This is a genomic window from Paenibacillus sp. TAF43_2, from assembly GCF_052113545.1.
In the GTDB taxonomy this organism is placed as follows: Bacteria; Bacillota; Bacilli; order Paenibacillales; family Paenibacillaceae; genus Pristimantibacillus.
On the sequence record NZ_JBFRDK010000012.1, the window covers coordinates 21,183 to 43,681 of the forward strand.

Genomic DNA, 22,499 nt, shown 5'->3' on the forward strand with positions numbered 1-22,499 from the left:
CTCTTTTTTTTGTGCGTTCCAATGCGATTCCAGCCCATTTGTATTCAAATTTTGTAAAAAAATTAAGGAAATTACTAGTTGGTATATTGACATGTTGACATATTGTTTATAATATACTATTTGTAAGCGCTTATCACAAAGCTTTGTCCAACTTGTAGAAGGATCACCATTAGGAGGAATGTTTGCGAATGAATCTGTCTATTACCGATATGAAAAAGAGTGACGCATTGATTTCATCTCTGGAAAAGTGGCCTGAAATCGTTAAGTTTTATAAAAACTGCTTCTATAACACGCTGGAGACGACGACGGAATGGCTTGAGGATGGAACCACTTTTGTATTTACGGGTGATATACCAGCCATGTGGCTGCGTGATTCATCTGCTCAGGTTCGGCATTATATTCCACTGGCTGTTTCAGACAGCCACTATCAGAAAATGATAGAGGGACTTATCAAAAGGCAAATGCAATATATCCAGATTGATCCTTATGCAAACGCATTCAATAAAGGCCCGGACAACAGGGGACATACGGAAGATGTAACCGAGGGCAATTCATGGGTATGGGAAAGAAAATATGAAATTGATTCCCTATGTTACCCGATACAGCTCGCTTATTTGTACTGGAAGGCAACAAACAGCACCGCAATGTTTGATGATGCTTTTAAAGAAGCGGTTAACAAAATTATTGGGCTTTGGACAGTCGAGCAGAAGCATGCAGAACAATCGAGCTACAGCTTCCAAAGATTTAATTGTCCAGAATCGGATACGTTAAGCCACGGTGGAAAAGGGAGTCCCGTCGCCTATACAGGAATGACATGGTCGGGATTTAGGCCAAGCGACGATTCGTGCAAATATCATTATTTGATTCCTGCGAATATGTTCGCTGTTGTTGTGCTGAGATATGTGGAAGAAATCGCCCAAGACATATACAAAGACGAAACACTGGCGCTCGCAGCCAAGAAATTAGGCGGCGAAATCGATGCCGGCATCAAAGCATTTGGGATATACAAGCACGAAACGTTTGGCGAAATATACGCTTACGAAACAGATGGCTTAGGAAATTACAACTTGATGGACGATGCTAATGTGCCAAGCCTGCTGTCGATTCCTTATCTCGGATATACAAGCAAAGAGGATATGATCTATCAGAATACGAGAAGGTTTATTTTAAGTGAAGAGAATCCCTATTATTACGCAGGAAAAGCAGCTAGAGGAATCGGAAGCCCGCATACTCCCACGAATTACATATGGCATATCAGCCTAGTCATGCAAGCGCTCACTTCAGACAACGACGCAGAAATACAAGAACTTCTAAGAACGATAATCAGCTCAGATGGCGGTACTGGCTTTATGCATGAGGGTTTTCACGTAGACAATCCGAATGAATTCACGAGACCGTGGTTTGCATGGGCTAACAGCTTACTCGGTGAACTTATTTATAAGCTCGTAGAAGACAAGAAACAGCATCTCTTTTAATTGGTTTGACCTCCACTTGTGTTAGAGCGGGCCTGACTCCGCTGCGGACAGGACTTGCATAACAAATAAAAGATTTGAAAGGGGCAGAAAAATGAAACAAAAGAGAATGTTTTTGTTAGTCGTATGCGTCCTCATTATTTCCATCTTTGCGAGTGCTTGCACAAGTAATAACGGCGGAGGCAAAGACAAGGAGACGGCTGAAGCAACGAACAAGGCAGAAAACACAGCCTCGCCAAGTCCGGAAGCAACACCAGATGACGGAGCTCCTCCAGTAAAAGATTTAGGCGGTTATAAATTTATCGTTGCGGATAACAATGCGAACAGATGGTTCCCGCAAGAAGGAAGCTCTGATCATGCCAATGCCATTATCGATCGTATCAAGTGGGTAGAAGAAACGTACAACGTAAAAATTGAAGTGAGAAAACATTCCGAGGAAGAGTTTGGCGCGGCGGTACTAGCGGGCGACAAATATGCTGACATCATCGTTGCTCCTACATGGGAGCTGGGAAGACATATCAACGGAAAGCGTATTGTGGACATGAATACGATTCCTAACCTTCGGATGGATCAAGATTATTGGAAGGAATACAACACTTCATTCTTGCTCACTTATGACAACAGAACATATGGAACAGCAGCTCCATTCGCTAACCAGGGAGATGAAGTATGGGTTCTGGCATTCAACAAAAGCATTATTCAAGAGCTAGGCCTTGAAAATCCTTATGAGCTGGTAAAAAACAAACAATGGACATTCCAGAAAATGCTCGAGATGGAGCAAGCGGCAAAACGTGATCTAAATGGTGATGGCGTGATGGACAGCAATGACCGTTATGGACTGGCAACTGGACATGACTGGGATATCTCTGTAGCGCTTTATCTGGCATCCGGCAATAAAATCATTGATATCGCCAGTGATGGAAAGATGAAATATGCAGTAAATACACCAAAAGCATACGAGACGATTGAAATGATTAAGAAGATGGCGAAAAAAGGAGATACGTTCTTCCCGAAAAACGAAGGCGAGGATATGGACGCTTACGTGAAAGCTTTTGCAGAAGGAAAATCGCTGTTTTTAGCTTATTCCAGAGGCAGAGGCGTTATTGATCCGATTTATGAAATGGAAAGTGATTTTGGCTTTATCCCATTGCCAATGGGCAACAACACAGACAATTATCTTGATTGGGTAAGCCATGATGCTCCTTCGATCGCAGTGCCGGTAACGAACAAAGAGCTTGATAAAACAGGGCTTATCTTGGATGCACTAGCGTGGAAAGCGCAAAGCGAAGAGAAAATTTGGATGGATGAAATTGCTCTCACGCAGTTGCGTGATGAGGAATCGCTTCAAACGCTGTTGCAGCTGAAAAATTATGGCGTATCGGACATGGCGTTCATCGGTCAGCAAATGCAAGGCAATGTACACAGTGGTTTGGCACTCATTCCCGATGTTGGGTTCTACGATCAGAACCTGGAGCCTGCCTCCAAGGTAGCGGAAATCGAGGATGCTGTAAATATTGGTCTTGAGGAGCTTGCTTTAAGGCTGAAAGGTGAATTCGTAGAGCCTGAACCGAAGCCTGAGGAAGAGAAAAAGGCGGAATAGCAGCTTTCATCAAATAGATAAAGGGGCTGTCAGACAGATGACGATTGCTGCTAGCGCAACAGCCCCTTTTCTTTTTTTTGCAAAAAAAAGAGGCTGCTTTCCCTATCGTTCACGAAAAGGCAATGAATCTCTGTCTATATGGAGGAAACAAATATGACGGTGCGAGTTGAACGTTTATGAATAATAAAATAGCGAAATTATCAGTTGCAGCAATCGCCTTAAGCTTGTTGGTGATTGTATGGCCGCATGCGGCATTTGCAAGCAAGGATGACAACTTAATCAAGCTGCAAAGCTACCGCGCCTATCTTGAACAGCACGCCGATAAAAAAGCTGGAAACGCGGATATTGTGATCAAGGCAGATGCATATACGAATGCGGAGGGAGAGTTGAAAACCCTCGATCATTTTGAAGGAAAGGAAGGCAAATCTGTTCTTACGGGTGAAACCGGAAAGATTGAATGGGAAATTAACGTTCCTGAGAGTGGAATGTACAATGTAGAACTGCTTTATTACCCGATAGATGGGAAAGGCAATTCCATTGAAAGAATGATATCAATTGACGGTGAAGTACCTTATAACGAAGCGAAATACATAAATTTATCACGGGTTTGGAAGGACAAAGGCGAGATTGCGCAAGACAAAAAAGGAAATGACATTAGGCCGAAACAGACGGAAGCGCCTAGATGGAGAACGGTGCTGTTGCATGATTTGCTTGGTTATTATAACGATCCATTACTATTTTATTTGGAAAAAGGTAAGCATACCATTGGATTCGAATCGGTGAGGGAATCAGTGGTTTTAAATACCGTTCGTATTTATAAAGCGGAGGAGCTTCCGACCTATGATGAAGTAAAAGCGGGTTATGAAGCAAAAGGCTATAAGGAAGCGGACGCCGAGACAATTAAGGTTCAAGCGGAAAACAGCTTTGAGAAATCTGATAATACGCTATATCCGGTGTCCGATCGCTCATCGGCTATAACCGAGCCGCAGGACCCATCGAAGCTTCGCTTGAACAGCATAGGCGGCGATAAATGGAAAATGCCGGGTCAATGGATCAGCTACCGATTCACGGTAGAGGAAGCAGGGCTGTACAAGATTGCAACGAGATTCAAGCAAAACAAATTAGCTGGGATGTACGTCAACCGCAAAATTTTGCTGGATGGAGCCGTACCTTTTAAAGAAGCGAAAGCAGTGAAATTTAAATACGGGAACAACTGGCAAGTGAAAACATTGGGGAACGACGATCAGGCGTTTTCTTTTTACCTAGAACCGGGTGAGCATGAGCTGACGATGGAGGTCACGCTCGGAGATTTGGCTGATGTGCTGAACAGGGTTGATGATAGTTTATTTCAACTGAATGCCGTATATCGGCAAATTCTGATGATAACCGGCGCTGAGCCGGATTTGTATCGTGATTACGGCTTTGAGAAATTAATACCGGATGCGATAGCCGCCATGAAGGAGCATGCCGCGATACTTAGAGAAGTATCGGCTGACATGGAGGCGCTGGTTGGTCAAAAAGGCGAAAACATGGTGCTGCTCGATAAAGTCGCCTTCCAGCTCGAGCAAATGGTTAAAAATCCGGAAGCCAATATTGCGAAGACGTTTACCCCTTTTAAAGAAAATGTAGGCGCGCTTGGTACGTGGATCTTGACGGTAGGCGAGCAGCCTTTAACGGTCGATTATTTTAGCGTGATGCCGTTGTCCAAGAAGCTGCCAAAAGCGGATGCATCCTTTTTCAAAAAAATGGTGTTTGAAGCGAAGTCATTTTCGATGTCTTTTTTTGTGGATTACAATGCCTTGAATACAGAAGGTGAAACCAAAGGAGAGCCGCTCGAAGTATGGCTGACGTCTGGACGCGATCAATCGCAAATTATTAGGGAAATGATCAATGACACGTTCACGCCGGAATCGGGCATAAACGTAAAGCTCAAGCTGGTAACGGAAGGGACGCTTTTGCCATCGGTGCTCGCAGGTACGGGTCCGGATGTGGCGATGGGAAATCTAGCTGCCGACCCTATTCAATACGCGTTAAGACATGCGGTGGAGAACATCAAAGACATGCCGAACTATGATGCGATTGCCTCTAGATTCCATCCAAGTGCATTAGTGCCCTTCGAATTAGACGGAAAAGTATATGCTTTGCCGGAAACACAATCGTTTCCCATGATGTTTTATCGGAAAGATATTTTGCATGATATGGGGCTGAAGGCTCCAGAGACATGGGATGAGTTTTACAAGCTAATACCGGAAATTCAGAAACAAAATATGCAAATTGGTTTTCCGGCGGATATTACCGGCTTGCAAATCTTTTTGTATCAGAAGAATGGGGAGCTTTACAACAAGGAGCACAGCCGCTCAACGCTGGAAGACGATCTGACGATCGACGCGTTCCAGAAGCAGACGGAGCTGTTCACGACCTATAAGTTTCCGAGGGATTATGATTTCAGCAACCGCTTCCGAACTGGGGAAATGCCGATAGGCATCGCGGATTATACGACATACAACCAATTAATCGCGTTTGCTCCTGAAATTAAAGGACTGTGGGAATTTGCTCCGCTTCCTGGAACGGTGATGGAGGACGGACAATTGAACCGGGCGACGCCGTCGACGGGGACAGCAATCATGATGCTTAAGGGCGTCCAGAAAAAGGATGACGCATGGCGCTTTATGGAGTGGTGGACGAGTGCAGAGACGCAGTCCAGATTCGGAATGGAAATGGAAGCGATTCTCGGCAAGGCAGCCAAACAAGCGACCGCCAATATGGAAGCCCTTGTTAATATGCCTTGGACAAAAACAGAGTATGACCATTTGATGACGCAGTGGTCGTTCGCAACAGGTACACCGGAGGTGCCGGGCGGCTACTATGTAACTCGAAGTATTGGATTCGCTGCCGCAACGGCGTATAACAACGGAGATCCTGAATCTCTTCTGGACTATGTGAAAGAAGTTAATACTGAAATAACGCGAAAAAGGCGGGAGTTCAAGTTGGAATGATGCTGCCTTGCGATTTTACTGATTCAGGAGGACCCATTCATGAGTAGAGATTTGGTGATATCAGGAGCTGTTGAGCCTAAGAGGCAGGGCAATCCGATCTTGCGAAAATTGGAGCAGGGCTGGAAGTCGATTAAAAAAAATAAAGTGTCCTACCTCTTTGCAGCACCCTATATGATTTTGTTTTTTGCTTTTACCGCTCTGCCCGTCATTATTTCATTGATTTTAGGTTTTTTCTCGTTTAACTTGCTCGAAGCGCCTATCTTCGTTGGCATGGACAACTATATAAGGCTGTTTCTAGGCGATGATATTTTCATTAAAGCGATCGGAAATACGTTCCTGCTAGCTGTGATGGTAGGTCCGATCGGTTATATCATGTGCCTAGTGTTCGCTTGGCTTATTAATGAGCTGCCGAAGTCGCTGAGAACGATTTTAACTTTAATTTTTTACGCGCCATCCATTTCAGGAAACATTTATTTGGTATGGGGCATTTTCTTCAACAAGGACGCTTATGGTTATGCCAATGCTATTCTACTTCGTTATAATGTCATTTCTTCGCCTATTCTATGGTTTGAGAATCCGAAATATATGATGACTCTCGTCGTCATCGTTGCCTTATGGACCAGTGTTGGAACGAGCTTCCTCTCCTTTATCGCGGGATTGCAGGGGATAGATCGAACGCTTTATGAAGCAGCGGCTATGGATGGTGTTAAAAATCGGTGGCAGGAGCTTTGGTACGTCACGCTGCCTTCGATGAAGCCGCAGCTTATGTTCGGGGCGGTAATGAGCATTACCGGCGCGTTCGGCACCGGCGCCATTGTTACCGCATTGTGCGGCATGCCAAGCAACAGCTATGCAGCGCATACCATCGTTAACCACTTGGAGGATTACGGCGCCATACGTTATGAAATGGGCTATGCCTCTGCTATAGCTACCATTCTATTTATCATCATGATTGGAGCGAATAAGATTGTGCAAATGCTTCTGGCAAAGGTAGGTGAATGAAGTGATTCAAATCAAGCTTCATCGAAGCAAGAGCGGCATTRAACGTTCCTTTTTTGCGGATTTTGGCATCTATTTGTTTTTGCTGCTGTTTGGCATTTTTATGATGCTGCCACTGGTATATGCGATTTCGAATTCGATTAAGCCATTGGAGGAGATTTGGTTTTTCCCTCCGCGGTTTCTAGTTAATAACCCAACCTTAGATAACTTCAGAGATTTGCTCGCTGTCATGAGCGATTCGTGGGTGCCCTTCAGCCGGTATATCTTTAATACTGTATTCATAACGGCTGTTGGTACGGCTGGTCATGTGGTCATCGCTTCCTTATGCGCTTATGTCTTATCCAAACATAAGTTTCCTGGCAAAGGAATCATGTTCAGCACAGTCGTGCTCTCGCTTATGTTTAGCGGTGTCGTCACCCAAATACCGAACTTTATCATCATTTCTTCGTTAGGCTGGATTGATTCGTATCAGGCTATTATTGTTCCGGCATTTGCCTCCTCGCTCGGATTGTATCTCATGAAGCAGTTTATGGATCAGATGATTCCCGACGCCATCTTGGAATCGGCTCGCATTGACGGCTCCAGCGAATGGAAGATTTTCTGGTCAATCGTTATGCCGATGGTTAAGCCTGCTTGGCTGACGCTCATCATCTTCTCCATGCAAGGTTTGTGGGGAATCGGCGCGAATCACTTCATCCAAAGCGAGGAGCTGAAAACCTTAAACTATGCGTTGTCCCAAATCTTAGCCGGCGGAATTGCCCGTACAGGGACAGGATCGGCTGCAGCGGTGCTGATGATGATTGTGCCTATCATCGTGTTTATCATCTCGCAGTCGAAGATTATAGAGACCATGTCTGCATCAGGCATGAAAGAATAGGCATGGAAGGGGAAGAATGCGGTGGTTAGAAAAAAGTGGATTTTGTTTTTTGCCGCACTATTATTGTTGTGCAGCTTCGGTATTGAATCAGCTTCCGCCATGGTTCCATATAAAACCTATTTTTATGATTATGACGGGGAGTATCTCGTTTCTCCTGACGCTTATGTGCCAGGCAAAGTGTTAAACGCCAAGGCAATGGGAATCGAGGGCGCTGGGCTGAACCAGCCTCTGGATTTGTTTGTAGACAACAATAACTCGGTTTATATCGCAGATACGGGATCGAACAGAATTATTATTCTCGATGAACAGTACCGAATAAAACGAGAAATTACGGAGTTTGTCCATGAAGACGGCGTGACGAAGGATCAGTTCAACATGCCAAGCGGCATATTTGTGTCAGAGGAGGGCCTGATCTACGTTGCCGACTCCAAAAACGCTAGAATCGTCGTGCTTCATCAGGATGGAAGCGTAGAGAAAATATTGGAGGCACCGGATTCGGATGTGTTTCCTGCCGGCTTTATTTACGAGCCATCAGCAATCGGTGTTGATCCATCCGGTCTTATCTATGTGATTTCGAAGAGCACAAACATGGGTGTTATTGCTCTGAATGCTGACGGAGGATTCGAAGGTTTTGTCGGAGCGGAGAAGGTAGTGCCCAAAGTGTCCGATTTGTTCTGGAAGCTGGTGACGACCAAGGAGCAGAAGAGCCGCACAGCCAAAAGCGTACCGACCGAGTACAACAACATTACGATCGATGAGCTTGGCTTTGCTTATGTTACGAGCAGTGCGATCCATGCCAGAAACCAATACAGCGCGCTCATTAACCGGGACAAATCGAGTAAGCATGCGCCAATTAAGCGGCTGAACAATACAGGCATCGATGTATTGAAACGAAATGGCGCTTATCCGCCTGCTGGAGATATTCAAACAACCGACAAGGTTTCACGTTTTATTGATGTAGCATTGGCAGATGACGGGGCGTACAGCACGCTCGATTCTTCGCAAAATAAGATTTTTACTTACGACGATAACGGCAACCTTCTTTATGTATTTGGAGGGTACGGAACACAGGACGGCGTGTTCCAGAGCGCTTCAGCACTCGCTTACCAGAGCAATAATCTGCTTGTGCTGGATAAGGATTCAAGCAAGCTGACTGTATTTAGGCGGACCGAATACGGCGCTAACATTGCAGCAGCGATTCATCATCGCAAGAATCGCAATTACGATGAATCCATCGCTGCATGGCAGCGGGTTTTGAAGATGAATCCGACGCTTGAGATGGCGTATTCCGGTGTGGCGCAGTCCAATATGCGCAAAGAAGAATACAAGGAAGCGATGCACAATTACAAGCTGGCTAATGACTGGGATCATTATTTCAAAGCTTTTGCGGAGTATCGGAAAGAAATAGTAAGCAAATTTATTATCCTCATTCCAATAGTCGCAGCAGCCATTCTATGGTTAGTGTACAGATTTTTCAAATATGCTAAGAAGGTCAACACAGCAGGGTGGAGAAAGCCGGGCAAGCGAACGCTGTGGGAAGAGCTGCTTTATTCCTTCCATGTGATGTTCCATCCGTTTGACGGGTTTTGGGATTTGAAGCATGAGAAACGAGGCAGCGTTCGTGCCGCTGTTATTATTGTTGCAGCCGTTATGGCTGTAGACATCTTTAAACAACTGGCAGGCGGATACATATTGTACCCTTCCGACTGGCGTGTTATTGAGCTTTGGGATACGCTGCTTAGCGTCCTTATTCCATTTGGATTATGGTGCTGTGCAAACTGGGGTCTTACAACATTGATGGATGGTGAAGGAAGCCTAAAAGATATTTTTATCGCGTCTTCCTATTCGTTAGTCCCGATGGTGATCATTACGATTCCTGTCACTCTATTCAGCAATATCGTTGTTTTGGAAGAGCAGCAGTTTATTACCTTTTTTACAACCCTAGCGTTAGGCTGGTCTCTCGGGCTCATATTTATAGGTGTATTGGTGACCAATGATTACAGTCCATTCAAGAATTTCTATACCTCTGCTATTTCTATAGTAGGGATGGGGTTCATTGCTTTCCTTACGGTGCTGTTCATTAACATCCTGCAAAATATGAATTCCTTTATTACGACGATCATCAATGAAATTACGTTTCGGTTGTAGAACAAGATGGTGGATAGGAGGTCAGTGATATGAATGCCAAGGGGATTATCTCTAGGCTATTGGTCATAGTGGTTGCCATTACGCTCGGGATACCGACAAATGGGAAAACGGCGGAGGCAGTTGAAGCAACAACAGCAGAAACAGCAGCTGCAGCAAAAGCAAGCCCGCCAAACATGAAAAAAGCTGTAAAGGATGGCGGATTGGCACTTGCTGCTGAGAACGATCGCCTCCTGCTGTACTTCGATAATGAATCGGGAGGCGTGGCGGTTGAAGATAAAGCGACGGGAAGCAAATTTTATTCCAACCCGCCAAGTGCGCTGGAAGACCCGAAAGCCAGTGATGCGATGAAGCAGGAGCTTATGTCGCAGGTCAAGCTCGTATATAATGTGCAAGGCAAAGAAGGCGACTTGGAAATGAACAGCTATATGCATGCGATGAAGCTGGATCAGGTGAGCTGGGGCAAGATTGATAACGGCATAAGGGTGGACATGGTCATCGGCCGCGAGGAACAGCGCATGCTGCTGCCGCGTCAAATTACGAAGTCCAAATTCGAGAAAAATGTTCTTGATCATATGGAAGCTGATCGGGATAAGAAGAAGCTATTAGCCTACTATATCCTCTACAGTCGTGCTGATGTAGAAGGGAGTAAAGGCAAGGAGCTGATCGCGAAATACCCTGTTTTGGAGAAAGAAGATATTTATGTGCTGAAAACCTCCGTCAAGGAGCGGGACAAGAAGGTGTTGGAAAACTACGTCAAGGAAGCAGGCTATACGTACGAGAAGCAGGAGGAGGACTACGCGGAGGTGGGATACGACGGAGATGATTCCGTATTTCCTTATTTCAAAATGAGTCTTGATTATGTGCTTGCGGACGGCGGTCTATCGGTCACTCTTTATAACGGCGGCATTGAATATGATCAATCCCGTTTTAATCTTGTGAAGCTTTCCTTGCTGAATTATTTCGGTGCAGGGCAAACCGGCGAGGAGGGGTATGTATTCCTTCCAGACGGCTCGGGAACGCTCCTCTATTTCAATAATGATGCAAGCAAAAATACGCTATTAACGACAGKGAAAATGTACGGGCCGGATTATGCATTAACGCAGTCGCCAAGAGGCAGCTTCAAACAAGAGTTTCGAGCGCCGGTGTTTGGCATCAAGAAGGATGGAGCAGCGCTATTCTCGGTTATTGAAGAGGGCGATGCGGTAGCGGATATTAATGGCGTTATGGGCGGCATTAATCACTCCTATAACACGGCCTATGCTAACTTCACCATTCGAAATAAAGACTCTTTTATTGCCAAAAATGCTTTTGAGCAGGCTCCTTGGATTATTTACGAGAAAAATGCTTATACCGGCAACATCGTCATGAAGTACTTCTTCCTTACAGGAGACGATGCAAATTACGTTGGAATGGCAAAGGCATATCGTCAGTATCTCGTTGATAAAGGAAGCTTGAGCAAAGTGAGCGCCGAAGAGAACATTCCGTTCTACTTGGATACGATGGGTTCTGTCGATAAGATGGTGCGGAAGCTGGGTATTCCGTTTCGCAGCCAAGTGGCAGTCACTTCCTTCGATCAAGCGGGACTAATGCTGGATGAGCTGTCGCAAAGTGGTATCCAAAACATTAAATTTCGCTATACCGGATGGTATAACGGAGGCATGAGCCATACCGCACCTGTAAAAATGAAGGTAGAGTCCGTGCTCGGCGGTGCAAAGGGACTGCGCAAGCTGTCAGAGAAAGCGGAGAAGCTGGGGGCAAAGGTGTTCCCGGATGTGGATATGCTATTTGTTTCTTCTAATAAAGCATTCGATGGCTTTAAGCCGCAAAAGGACAGCATTCGTTCCTTGTTTCAGAAAACTAGCTATAAAGGGTTGTTCAATGTAGCTACGCTTGAGTATGAGAGCAGCGTGTGGGGAATTAATCCGGACAAAATTTCAGGCTATTACAATAAATTTTCCAAAGATTATCATTCGCTTGGTTTAAAGGCACTTTCCTTATCGACGATGGGAGAAAGCTTGAACTCCAACTTTAAGAACCGCGCTCAAATCAATCGACAGGACACAGAAAAAATAACGACAGACGTTTTAGCTAAAGCAAAAGAGGATTATGAGGATATTATTACAGACGACGGAAACGCGTACACCTTTCCTTATGTTAATCATATTTTGAACCTGCCTGATGAGGACAGCTCCTTCTCGATAGCAGATGCGCAGGTGCCATTTATTCAAATCGCGCTGCATGGCTATATTGGGTACGCGAGCGAAGCCTTGAACCTAGCGAGCGAGCTGCGTCYGGCTGTTTTGAAAGCTCTGGAATACGGCAGCGGTGTCTATTTCAAGTTGAATTACGGGGAGAACAGCCTGCTGAAGGATGCTTCGTTGTTCGATGATTTGTACGCTTCCCAGTTTGATGATTGGGAGGAGAGCGCTGCAGCCATCTATGCAGAAATGAACAATGTATTGAAGCATGTTCAGGATCAGGCGATCGTGAATCATGAGCGGCTTGGTGAAGAGGTTTACAAAACAACTTATGAAAATGGTACAGCGATTATTGTTAATTACAGCGATAAAGGAATTGAGGTTGAGGGTACCGCAGTAGATGGATTGGGCTACGCGGTCATTAATCCTTAAACCAAGCGAGGAGGATCACCGGCAATGAACAAATTGTCTGCAGCCATAAACAAAAAAGAAAGGTTTAGGCTAACCGTGACGCAGAAGAGGGATCTGATGGGCTGGGTTTTTGTCAGTCCTTTTGTACTCGGATTTCTCCTGCTGTTTCTGGGTATATTCATTGATTCGTTGCGATTTAGCTTCATGGATGTGAATCTTCTAACCCAAGGCGGATTTTCGGAGAAATTCATTGGGCTGGACAATTACCATCAAATTTTAAGAGTGGATCCTAACTTTAACAAGCAGCTTTACGGTGCTGTTCAGAACATGTTATTCGATATTCCGATTATCGTCATGTACAGCTTGTTTATTGCCGTTTTGTTAAATATGAAAATGAAGGGCCGGGGAATTTTTAGAGCGATTTTTTTCGTGCCCGTTATTTTGGCAACTGGAATCATTGATAAAGCTGATTTAAGCAACTCGATTATGAATGCTTATCAGAGTATCCCAGGGCTTGATACGGGCGCGTCTATCGTGACTGAATCGGCAGGCGGGATGTTCAGCAATCTGGAGCTAAAAAAATATATGTTCCAAATGCTGGATTTCAGTCCTGCGCTCGTTAATATAACGGTTGGCGCTGCGGAAAATATATTTGCCGTCATTAATAGTTCAGGCGTGCAAATTCTTATTTTCTTGGCAGGACTGCAGGCAATCTCCTCCTCCATCTACGAATCGGCCAAAATCGAAGGCTGTTCCGCTTGGGAGTGCTTTTGGAAAATTACATTCCCGCTGATCAGTCCGTTGATTCTGGTCAATATCATTTATTCGATTATTGATTCCTTTACAGGAAGCAAAAACCAAATTATGCACAGCATTACGAACGCGATGAAGCTTRGCCAATATGGAACAGCCTCGGCTATGGCATGGATTTATTTTCTGGTAGCAGCCGTATTCCTTGTCGTCATTGGATTTTTTGTCAGCAGATTCGTCTTTTATCAGAATAGGGAGTGAAAAATATGCGGGCTAAATATTTAAATCTGCATGCAATAAATGGCTTGTTCTGGTCTGTTATTCGCTATTTGCTTCTCATTGGGCTGGCGTTTCTTATCTTATATCCGCTGCTCGTAAAGCTCTCTAACAGCTTTATGAGCCCGCAGGATTTGATAGATGGCACGGTGCGCTTCATCCCTAGGCAGTTTACATGGTTTAATTACAAAACGGTCATCGAATATACGTCCTTTTTTAAAGGGCTGTCGAACACGTTCGGCATTTCCTTTCTAAGCGGCATTATTCAAATGCTAGTTTGTACGATGGTCGGCTATGGGCTTGCGCGGTTTAACTTTAAAGGAAAAAGCGTCATATTTTCTTTAGTGGTGCTTACGATTTTAATTCCGCCGCAAACGTATATGATCTCTCTTTATATGAAGTTCAGCTTCTTTGATTTATTCGGTTTGATGTCTACCTTTACAGGAGGGACAGTTAGGCTGATGGATTCGATGTGGCCGATGGCGATTTTATCGATGATCGGTTTTGGATTCAAAAATGGGCTTTATATATTGATCATGCGGCAATATTTCAAAGGAATACCGAAAGAACTAGAGGAAGCGGCCTATGTGGACGGCTCGGGCTTGTTTCGTACGTTCAGCATGATCATTCTTCCGCTCTCATTTTCCATGATGATTACGATCTTTGTATTTTCCTTCTCGTGGCAGTGGACGGATAGCTTCTATTCCTCGATGTTCTTCAGCCAGTTCAAGCTGTTATCAAATTCACTGCTGGTTGGATTTGAAGGCTTGATGCTGGAGGGCGCCACCATTGGACTGAAGCAGGGTCAGCCTCTAACCGCCACCTTAACGAACACGATGTCATTATTAGTTGTTGTGCCATTAATCATTGTGTATTTGTTTGCGCAAAAATACCTCGTAGAGGGTATTGAACATAGCGGTATTGTCGGTTAAAAGGCGGAAGCCTGCAAGAAGAAGGGACGGATGAGGTGAAATTTATGAAAAGCATATGCATGCTGCTTGTCGGCAGTTTTTTCTTGACAGGCTGCAATGGAAATGAGGAGCGTTTGGAAAATTACAATAATCATGCGGAATGGGCAGAAGAAAAGCTTATCGAGCATTATTGGAATGAGAATGGGAAGCTGATGAACAACGCTTATCCTTATAGCAAAGAACGCGAGGAGAGCCTGAACTATTGGTGGAAGGCTCATGCTGTGGATGCCATGATGGACGGGTATGAGAGAACGGGTGATGCTGCTTATACCGATAGGGCAGAGGGGATCGTCAAAAGCATTATTAAAAAAAACGGGTCATTGTTTAATGAATTTTATGATGATATGGAATGGCTCGCTCTTGCAGCGCTGAGGCTTTATGATGCAACCAAAAGCGAGATGGTTAAAGGGTATGTGTTAAAGCTGTGGAATGATATTAAGACCGCTTGGTGGGAAGATGAGTTGGGCGGCATGGCTTGGAAGAAGGATCAACGAGACAGCCGGAATGCATGCTCGAACGGGCCGGCAGCTATTTTAGCCGCAAGGATGTATGAGTATTTTGGCGATAAGGAAGATCTGGAATGGGCCAAAAAGATATATGATTGGCAGAAGAAAAATTTGGTTGATCCTGAAAGCGGTCTTGTGTATGATGGCCTTAAGCTGGAAGAGAATGGCGATCTTAATGTCAATAAAAATTGGATATTCACCTATAACCAAGGCACTTATATAGGCGCGGCAGTTGAGCTTTATAAGCATACAAATGACAAGACGTATTTGGCAGATGCGGAGAAAACCGCTGCCTCGGCTATGAAATATCATACGGTTGCTGAGACCGGAATGATGAAGGAAGAAGGAACCGGAGACGGTGGACTGTTCAAAGGCATATTCATTCGTTATCTAATCCATTTGTATGAAGTCAACGAAAGCGTCCAAATGAAAGAAATGATCTTTCATAATGCGGATACACTGCTCTCGAAAGGCAGCACGAAGGAAATTGGCTTGTTTGGCCCCGCTTGGGATATGCCTCATCAGGAGCCTCTGGATATATCCGTGCAATTGAGCGGAGTTTTCTTAATAGAAGCCGCAGCCAAAATAGAAAGACTAGATTTGGAATAAGTTAGTATTGACGTAGCGGGGCGACGGCAGCGCCGTTGCTCCATTTCGCCTTTTCATATATTGATGTCGTGATAATAAAGTTGTATAGTTGATATATCAAGATACTATGACAAGGCAGGTCGGCTAATGGATAATCCTTTATACGAGCAGATTTATAATTATATTTTTCAAAAAATCAATGACGGCGAATTGAAAAAAGGGGAGYGCGTTCCTTCGGAAAAAGAACTTGCTGCCCAATTTAACGTTAGCCGAATTACGTCTAAGAAAGCGCTGGAGATGCTCTCGCAGTATAAACTCATTGAGAGAATACAAGGGAAGGGCTCCTTTGTGGCGGAGGTTTTGCCTGATCTGCAAGAAACGAAGCTGCAGAAGCAGTCAGAAAGCGCAGAAGCGAGGCCGGAAGATGAGGTTGTGCGCATTGTAGGTGTGATTCTGCCAGACTTTGGCGATTCGTTTGGTGCTGATCTTATTCGCGGAATAGAAGAGCAATGCGCGATTAGCGGCTGCGTCATGATGATGAAGCTGACTTACGATAATCGTGATGAAGAAGAAGCTGCCATTCGTGCTTTTGTGAAGCTGGGTGTCGATGGCATTGTTGTATTCCCAGGCCACGGCGAGCACTATAATGCTGAAGTGCTCAGACTCGTATTAAACGGTTTTCCTATTGTGTTAGTAGACAGATATTTGAAGGGGATTGCGGCTACCGCTGTGTATACAGACAATAGAAAGGCAGCCTTCGACCTTACGAATATTTTGCTGAATCAAGAGGGCCGGCATGTCGGTTTCTTATCGACGCCTGCAGACAATACGACGACGATTGAAGACCGAATACAAGGTTTTAATGATGCGTGCTTGCAGCGTGGGTTTACACCTAAACCTGAGCATATTATGACGAATCTATACAGCTCTTTGCCGCAATCGTTTCAAACGATTAAAGTACAGTATGATATTGAGACGGTACGCCATTTCGTGGAAATTAATAAGGATCTTAATGCGTATGTCGTTACGGAATATAATCTTGCTCTTATTTTGCGGGAAGCGCTGTTGTCCCTAAAGAAACGGATTCCGGAAGACTATCAAATTGTTTGCTTTGACTCTCCGAGTCAGCCGTTTGGCGATTATTTGTTTACTCATGTTCGCCAGAACGAGCGTGATACAGGCAGGAGAGCTGTCGAAATATTGCAGCGTGTTTGGAATAATGAGACTACGGAATTGAACAATATTGTGGAGCACGAGATTGTTCAAGGAAATTCTACCGTATCTATTTAACGTCAGATCAGAATAAAGGGTCGTTTCTTAGAGCTGCCAATATGGCTCTTGAAACGGCCTTTTTTTGTAGAAAATTACAGCCTGAAATGTAAAGATGACATATTGACATATTAACATGTGAAATATAGTATATTATTTGAAAGTGCTTTATTTTGTACATTTTCAAAGAGGAAGTAATCCCGTGCTAAAGCAATTTGCAGGTCGCGGGAAACCTAATGGATCAAAGTGAAACGGAGGTAGAGGAAGATGGCAAACAACGTAAAAGCTGCGTTCTGGGATATGAGAGCGGAGCAGGCTCAACGAACATTGGATTCTCAGTTCTGGAACCCAAGTATCAGCTTGTATGACATTAAGACTCCATGTCCCGGCGGAGCGTGCAACACGATTTTTCATTACTGGTGGATGGCCCATGCGGTTGAAACGCAGGTGGATGGATGGAACCGTACGGGTGATTCCATCTATAAGCAAAGGTTGGCTATGCTACACCAAGGCCTTCTGGAGAGAAACGGCGGAGAATGGCCTAACAATCTATACGATGATATGGAATGGATGGCAATTGGCTGGCTTCGCGCGTATTTGATTGATCAAGATGAGACCTACKGGCGCACTGCGAAGCTGCTATGGGAGGATATTAAGACGGGATGGAATGACCATGTCGGCGGCGGAATTGCTTGGCAGAAAACGCAGCTTGATTATAAAAACACGCCTGCTAATGCTCCTGCGGCTATTTTGGCGGCACGTCTATATCAGGTATTCGGCAAGCAGGAAGATTTAGAATGGGCAATCAAGATTTACAATTGGCAGAAAGCTGTGCTTGTTGATCCTGAAAGCGGTTTCGTGTGGGATGGCGCTAACCGTCTAGGCGATGGTGCTATCGATAAGGAATGGAAGTTTACTTATTGCCAGGGCGTATTCATTGGAGCAGCAGTTGAGCTGTACAAGATTACGGGCGAAAAAGGTTATCTTGAAGATGCCATTCGGACATGGCAGGCGTCTGTGGAGGAGTTTGCTTCGCAGGAAGCTAATGTCCTGCCTGCAGAAGGCGGCGGGGATGCTGGCTTGTTTAAAGGGATTTTTGTTCGTTATGCAGGCGAGCTGGCCCTTGCGATGGGCAGCGGAAGTGAAGTAGCAGATGTATTGTATGCAAACGCATCGTCCCTATGGAGCAGTGTTGCGAGCCGGGGGGATATTCTTTTCAGCAAACGGTGGGATGAATCGCTTGAAGAGGAAATCGAGCTCAGCACACAGCTTAGCGGCGTGATCCTGCTCGAAACGGCAGCAGCTTTGGAGAAGTCTGGATTAATATAGAGCAGTCTAAGTAGATCCTTGGGAGGTATATCATGAGTACACCGAAACCAGTAAAGACGTTCCGTTTTGTTGCATTGTCGATTGTTGTTTTATTAATGACGTCCGGTCAAAGCGTCTGGGCCAAACCGAATAAAAATCAAAATGCAGAACGGGCTGAAGCGGCTTATCAGGCTCTACAAACCTACTTCTATCAGCCAGACACCAAGCTCTACAGCGAGAACAGCCCACATTCTGGGAACAATAAATACTCCTACGTTTGGCCTTATGCAGGGACGATGCAGTCAACCGTAGCTTTGGCGAAAATACCTGCGGTGGGCGAGAAATACAAAACCGACATTCAGAATCGATTAGATGGTCTAGCTGCATATTGGAATGACACGAAGACACCTGCAGGCTACGATTCTTACGTACGCGCACCGCTTGGCGGAGGCGGGGACATCTTTTATGATGATAATGATTGGATCGCAATAGAACTTATAAAAATTTACCGAATTACTGGTGATATTGCAGCTTTAGATAGAGCAAAGCAAATATTTGAGCTGCAAGTATCCGGCTGGGACACGGATGCCTCTCATGCTTGCCCTGGCGGCGTTTTCTGGACACAGGCATCGTGGAGCAAGGATCGGAATACCRTATCGAATGCGCCTGCAGCTCAAATAGGACTGTATTTATATGAAATCAGCAAGGATACATACTATTTAGACTGGGCGAAGAAAATGTATAACTGGGTAAATGACTGCATGCTGGCGCCTAACGGGCTTTACTGGGACCATATTGACCTAAACGGAAATATTAATAAAACACAATGGTCCTATAATCAAGGAACGATGATTGGAGCCAGCGTACTTTTATACAAAGCAACTGGTGAAAAATCGTACTTGAACAAAGCAGTAAGCATCGCTGATGCGGCTTTGAAATTTTATGGCAGCTCGCGTCTCTACACACAGCCGATTATTTTCAATTCAATCTTTTTTGAAAATCTGCTGCTGCTGGATGACATGAACAAAAAATCGAAGTATAAAGATTATATACAGAACTATGCGGATGAGGTGTGGACGACGCTTCGGAACCCTCAGACGGGAGTCATTGAAATCGATCCGAATCGTTCAACTGAACTATTGGAGCAAGCGGCGCTGGTTACGATCCACGCTCAGCTGGCAGCTGATACGGAAAAGTGATCAGAGTGATGTGATTCAGCCCTCAGTTTAGCATAGTAGAAAATGCCTTAAGGATCATCCCTAAGGCATTCCAACCCTGTATGCTTCTTTTTCTATAGCAAGGTTTCTGCCCCGTCGATGTAAATTTCGGTTCCAGAGATATGGCTGGATTCCTGCGATGCTAGAAACAGCACTAAATCGGCGACCTGCTCAGGCTGCCCGGGACCATGCTCAAGAGGCTGGCTGCCTTCAGGGTAGTTCACGGGTATGGTGATTTTATCTACTTGAGCAGTGCGATGGGTGTTTTCCCCAATGTTCGTTTGAATGGCTCCAGGACAAATGGCATTCACACGTATTTTATATCGGGCAAGCTCTAGAGCAGCCATCTTGGCAAAAGCGACCTGACCTGACTTGGAGGAGCTGTAAGCAGCCATGCCGGCACCTGAAAAATCACGATTGCCATTAATAGAGCTCGTTATAATGATGCTCCCGCCGGCTTTTTTCATATGGGGGATTGCATATTTGATGGTAAGGAAGGTTCCCTTTAGATTCGTTGTTAGCGTTTCATCCCATGACTCGGGCGACAGATCTTCAATAGGGGCGAGTGTGCCGTTAATGCCCGCATTAGCGAACACAATATCGATTCGTCCGAAATGCTTTGCGGCAGCTTGGATCGCTTCTTGCATCCGTTCAGCATTGGCAACATCGGTATCGATGAAGAAGGACTCGCCTCCTAATTCCTTTATTTCTTGCTCTGCCTCTTCAGTACGGTTGTGAATGAGATCGAGAAGAACGATTTTTGCTCCTTGCTGTGCGAGACGCAGCGCGGCAGCGCGTCCTATGCCGGAACCAGCTCCAGTGATGACCGCAACCTTATCCTTTACGCGAAGCTGAGAAGAGCTGGAATCCTTCTGGTTAGCTGCATTGTTCATTACTAACGATTCCCTCCAGTACTAGCTTATTTCCAAATTAGTATTCCTTTGGGGCAAATCATTTATTCTTTAAGGAAACGGGTTAAGGATCACTAGCATGGCTAGATGAAATTCAACTACATAAGCAGCATAGAGGAGATGACAAATTGAGCGCTATATTTTTGAACCGTGCACCGCTTGCTTCGACCCCTTTTCAAGAGCTGCCGCTTGGTGCGATTAAGCCGGACGGCTGGCTTAGAGACCAGCTGGAGATTCAAAGCGAGGGAATGACAGGGCATCTAGATGAATTTTGGAGCTATGTCGGGCCGAATAGCGGTTGGCTCGGAGGAGATGGAGACAGCTGGGAAAGAGGACCTTACTACTTGGACGGTCTGCTTCCGCTTGCTTATCTCCTTGATGATGACAAGCTTAAGGCCAAAGTAAAGCCGTGGATCGAATGGACGCTTGCAAGCGCACGCGAGGATGGACAATTCGGGCCTGCCGCAAATGAAGATTGGTGGAGCCGAATGATTATGCTCAAGGTGCTGATTCAGCACGCTGAGCATACTGGCGATGAACGGGTAGAACCATTCTTGATGAACTATTTCAAATATCAGCTTGCGGAGCTGCCGAATCGTCCTTTGCAGGAATGGGCAAAGGCTAGAGGCGGCGAAAATCTCATCAGCATTTATTGGTTGTACAATCGCACCGGCGAGCCTTTCTTGCTTGAGCTCTCGCAATTGATTCAGGAGCAAACGCTGGACTGGACAGGCTTATATGAAGACTATCCTTATTGGTCCTTGCAGAAGGCATTTGATCACCGGGTTCATGTTGTTAACGTAGCGATGTCATTCAAGCAGCCGGCTCTCCGCTACATGCAATCAAAGGATAAGCAGCATATCGAAGCTGCATACAAAGGGATTTCAAGCGTGATGACTTACCATGGCCAAGTTAACGGCATGTTTTCTGGTGACGAATGGCTTGCAGGAACTCATCCTAGCCAAGGCACGGAGCTGTGCTCTGTGGTGGAATATATGCATTCGTTGGAGCATCTGATCCGGATTACAGGCGATGGCTCCTTCGGTGATATTTTGGAGAAGGTTGCTTATAATGCATTGCCTGCCGCAATCAGCCCGGATTGGAAAGTTCATCAATATGACCAGCAAGCTAACCAGATTATGTGTACGCATGCCAAACGCAATTGGACGGAAAACAACAATGAAGCCAATCTATTTGGCATTGAGCCGCATTTTGGCTGCTGCACCGCTAACATGCATCAAGGATGGCCGAAATACACGGCAAGATTGTGGATGGCAACGGAGGACGGCGGTTTGGCTGCAATCGCGTATGCTCCCTGTACGATCACAGCTGCCATCGATGCAAGTACCGATGTTTCCATACGTGTAGCAACGGAATATCCATTTAGAGAAACGATAACGATGAAAGTGCAGATAAATCAGCCAGCTGAATTCCCGATTAAATTACGAATACCGGAATGGTGCAGCGCACCGGTTCTGTTGATCAACGGACAACAGCAGCCTGCTATGATCATCGAAAAAGGTTTTGCTATGCTGCGGCAGGTTTGGAACGATGGCGATGAGCTGACTCTTCGGCTTCCAATGGAGGCACGCACGATCAGCAGAGCTAACGGTGCGGCCGGCTTGCAGCGCGGACCGCTTATGTTCGTTATCCCAATCAAGGAGCGCTGGCAGAAGCATCGCACATACGAGCCTTATCATGACTGGGAGATTTACCCGGAGTCGCCATGGAATTATGGAGTGAGTCTGAAGGGAAATGAACAGGGAAAACCTATTGTGGAAGCCGCAGCAATGGTAAGGCAGCCCTTCGCAGCTGAGAACGCACCGATACGTTTGCGAATGAACGGTCGCCGGATCCCGCAATGGACCATGGAGCTTAATTCGGCTGGCACTCTGCCAATAGGGCCTGTTGCGAGCAAGGAACCCGTGGAAGAAATTACGCTTATCCCTTACGGCTGCGCGCGGCTTCGGATCGCCGAGTTCCCAGTTATTCAATCTTAAAA

Annotated in this window: 15 protein-coding genes; 14 read left to right on the forward strand and 1 reads right to left on the reverse strand. The window is 45.4% G+C overall.

The features are described 5' to 3' along the window. The first annotated feature begins 209 nt into the window (after positions 1–209). From AB4Z17_RS04595 to AB4Z17_RS04655, 13 genes are all read left to right on the forward strand, one after another. The gene (locus AB4Z17_RS04595; RefSeq protein WP_441958436.1) at positions 210–1,475 is read left to right on the forward strand and encodes a glycoside hydrolase family 125 protein; all 1,266 of its coding nucleotides are present in this window, start codon (positions 210–212) and stop codon (positions 1,473–1,475) included. 91 nt (positions 1,476–1,566) lie between these two features. Continuing rightward, a complete protein-coding gene (locus tag AB4Z17_RS04600; RefSeq protein ID WP_441908013.1) occupies positions 1,567–3,072 on the forward strand; it encodes an ABC transporter substrate-binding protein in 1,506 nt (501 codons plus the stop codon). A 176-nt stretch (positions 3,073–3,248) separates the two neighbouring features. After that, positions 3,249–6,068 (forward strand): extracellular solute-binding protein, encoded by a 2,820-nt coding sequence (locus AB4Z17_RS04605; protein ID WP_441958403.1) that lies wholly within the window; start codon positions 3,249–3,251, stop codon positions 6,066–6,068. A gap of 39 nt (positions 6,069–6,107) precedes the next feature. Further along, on the forward strand, positions 6,108–7,070 hold the full coding sequence (locus tag AB4Z17_RS04610) for a carbohydrate ABC transporter permease (RefSeq protein WP_441958404.1): 963 nt from the start codon (positions 6,108–6,110) through the stop codon (positions 7,068–7,070). Position 7,071: 1 nt separating this feature from the next. Next, positions 7,072–7,944 (forward strand): carbohydrate ABC transporter permease, encoded by an 873-nt coding sequence (locus AB4Z17_RS04615; protein WP_441958437.1) that lies wholly within the window; start codon positions 7,072–7,074, stop codon positions 7,942–7,944. Positions 7,945–7,965: 21 nt separating this feature from the next. Next, positions 7,966–10,092, forward strand: coding sequence for a YIP1 family protein (locus AB4Z17_RS04620; RefSeq protein ID WP_441958406.1), 2,127 nt, complete (start codon positions 7,966–7,968; stop codon positions 10,090–10,092). Between the two features lie 29 nt (positions 10,093–10,121). Continuing rightward, on the forward strand, positions 10,122–12,722 hold the full coding sequence (locus tag AB4Z17_RS04625; protein WP_441958408.1) for a DUF5696 domain-containing protein: 2,601 nt from the start codon (positions 10,122–10,124) through the stop codon (positions 12,720–12,722). A gap of 24 nt (positions 12,723–12,746) precedes the next feature. Further along, on the forward strand, positions 12,747–13,712 hold the full coding sequence (locus AB4Z17_RS04630) for a carbohydrate ABC transporter permease (protein WP_441958410.1): 966 nt from the start codon (positions 12,747–12,749) through the stop codon (positions 13,710–13,712). A gap of 5 nt (positions 13,713–13,717) precedes the next feature. Continuing rightward, positions 13,718–14,659 (forward strand): carbohydrate ABC transporter permease, encoded by a 942-nt coding sequence (locus AB4Z17_RS04635; RefSeq protein WP_076268841.1) that lies wholly within the window; start codon positions 13,718–13,720, stop codon positions 14,657–14,659. A gap of 44 nt (positions 14,660–14,703) precedes the next feature. Continuing rightward, entirely contained in the window at positions 14,704–15,813 is a 1,110-nt protein-coding gene (locus AB4Z17_RS04640) for a glycoside hydrolase family 76 protein (protein ID WP_441958412.1), read from the forward strand. A 126-nt stretch (positions 15,814–15,939) separates the two neighbouring features. Next, positions 15,940–17,082, forward strand: a complete 1,143-nt coding sequence (locus AB4Z17_RS04645) for a GntR family transcriptional regulator (protein WP_441958413.1) — start codon at positions 15,940–15,942, stop codon at positions 17,080–17,082. A 246-nt stretch (positions 17,083–17,328) separates the two neighbouring features. After that, complete coding sequence (locus AB4Z17_RS04650; RefSeq protein WP_441958415.1) at positions 17,329–18,390, forward strand: glycoside hydrolase family 76 protein; 1,062 nt, start codon at positions 17,329–17,331, stop codon at positions 18,388–18,390. 32 nt (positions 18,391–18,422) lie between these two features. Then, the gene (locus AB4Z17_RS04655) at positions 18,423–19,568 is read left to right on the forward strand and encodes a glycoside hydrolase family 76 protein (protein WP_441958417.1); all 1,146 of its coding nucleotides are present in this window, start codon (positions 18,423–18,425) and stop codon (positions 19,566–19,568) included. A gap of 92 nt (positions 19,569–19,660) precedes the next feature. Here AB4Z17_RS04655 and AB4Z17_RS04660 read toward each other — a convergent pair whose 3' ends face one another. Next, entirely contained in the window at positions 19,661–20,479 is an 819-nt protein-coding gene (locus tag AB4Z17_RS04660; protein ID WP_441958419.1) for an SDR family oxidoreductase, read from the reverse strand. Positions 20,480–20,625: 146 nt separating this feature from the next. Between AB4Z17_RS04660 and AB4Z17_RS04665 the strand changes: the two genes are divergently transcribed. Further along, complete coding sequence (locus AB4Z17_RS04665; RefSeq protein ID WP_441958421.1) at positions 20,626–22,497, forward strand: beta-L-arabinofuranosidase domain-containing protein; 1,872 nt, start codon at positions 20,626–20,628, stop codon at positions 22,495–22,497. Positions 22,498–22,499: the final 2 nt, after the last annotated feature.

Bases quoted from the DNA above. Each gene is read 5' to 3' on its own strand.
- AB4Z17_RS04595 (WP_441958436.1), top strand. From the start codon at position 210: ATGAAAAAGAGTGACGCATTGATTTCATCTCTGGAAAAGTGGCCTGAA.
- AB4Z17_RS04600 (WP_441908013.1), top strand. From the start codon at position 1,567: ATGAAACAAAAGAGAATGTTTTTGTTAGTCGTATGCGTCCTCATTATT.
- AB4Z17_RS04605 (WP_441958403.1), top strand. From the start codon at position 3,249: ATGAATAATAAAATAGCGAAATTATCAGTTGCAGCAATCGCCTTAAGC.
- AB4Z17_RS04610 (WP_441958404.1), top strand. From the start codon at position 6,108: ATGAGTAGAGATTTGGTGATATCAGGAGCTGTTGAGCCTAAGAGGCAG.
- AB4Z17_RS04635 (WP_076268841.1), top strand. From the start codon at position 13,718: ATGCGGGCTAAATATTTAAATCTGCATGCAATAAATGGCTTGTTCTGG.
- AB4Z17_RS04640 (WP_441958412.1), top strand. From the start codon at position 14,704: ATGAAAAGCATATGCATGCTGCTTGTCGGCAGTTTTTTCTTGACAGGC.
- AB4Z17_RS04660 (WP_441958419.1), bottom strand. From the start codon at position 20,479: ATGAACAATGCAGCTAACCAGAAGGATTCCAGCTCTTCTCAGCTTCGC.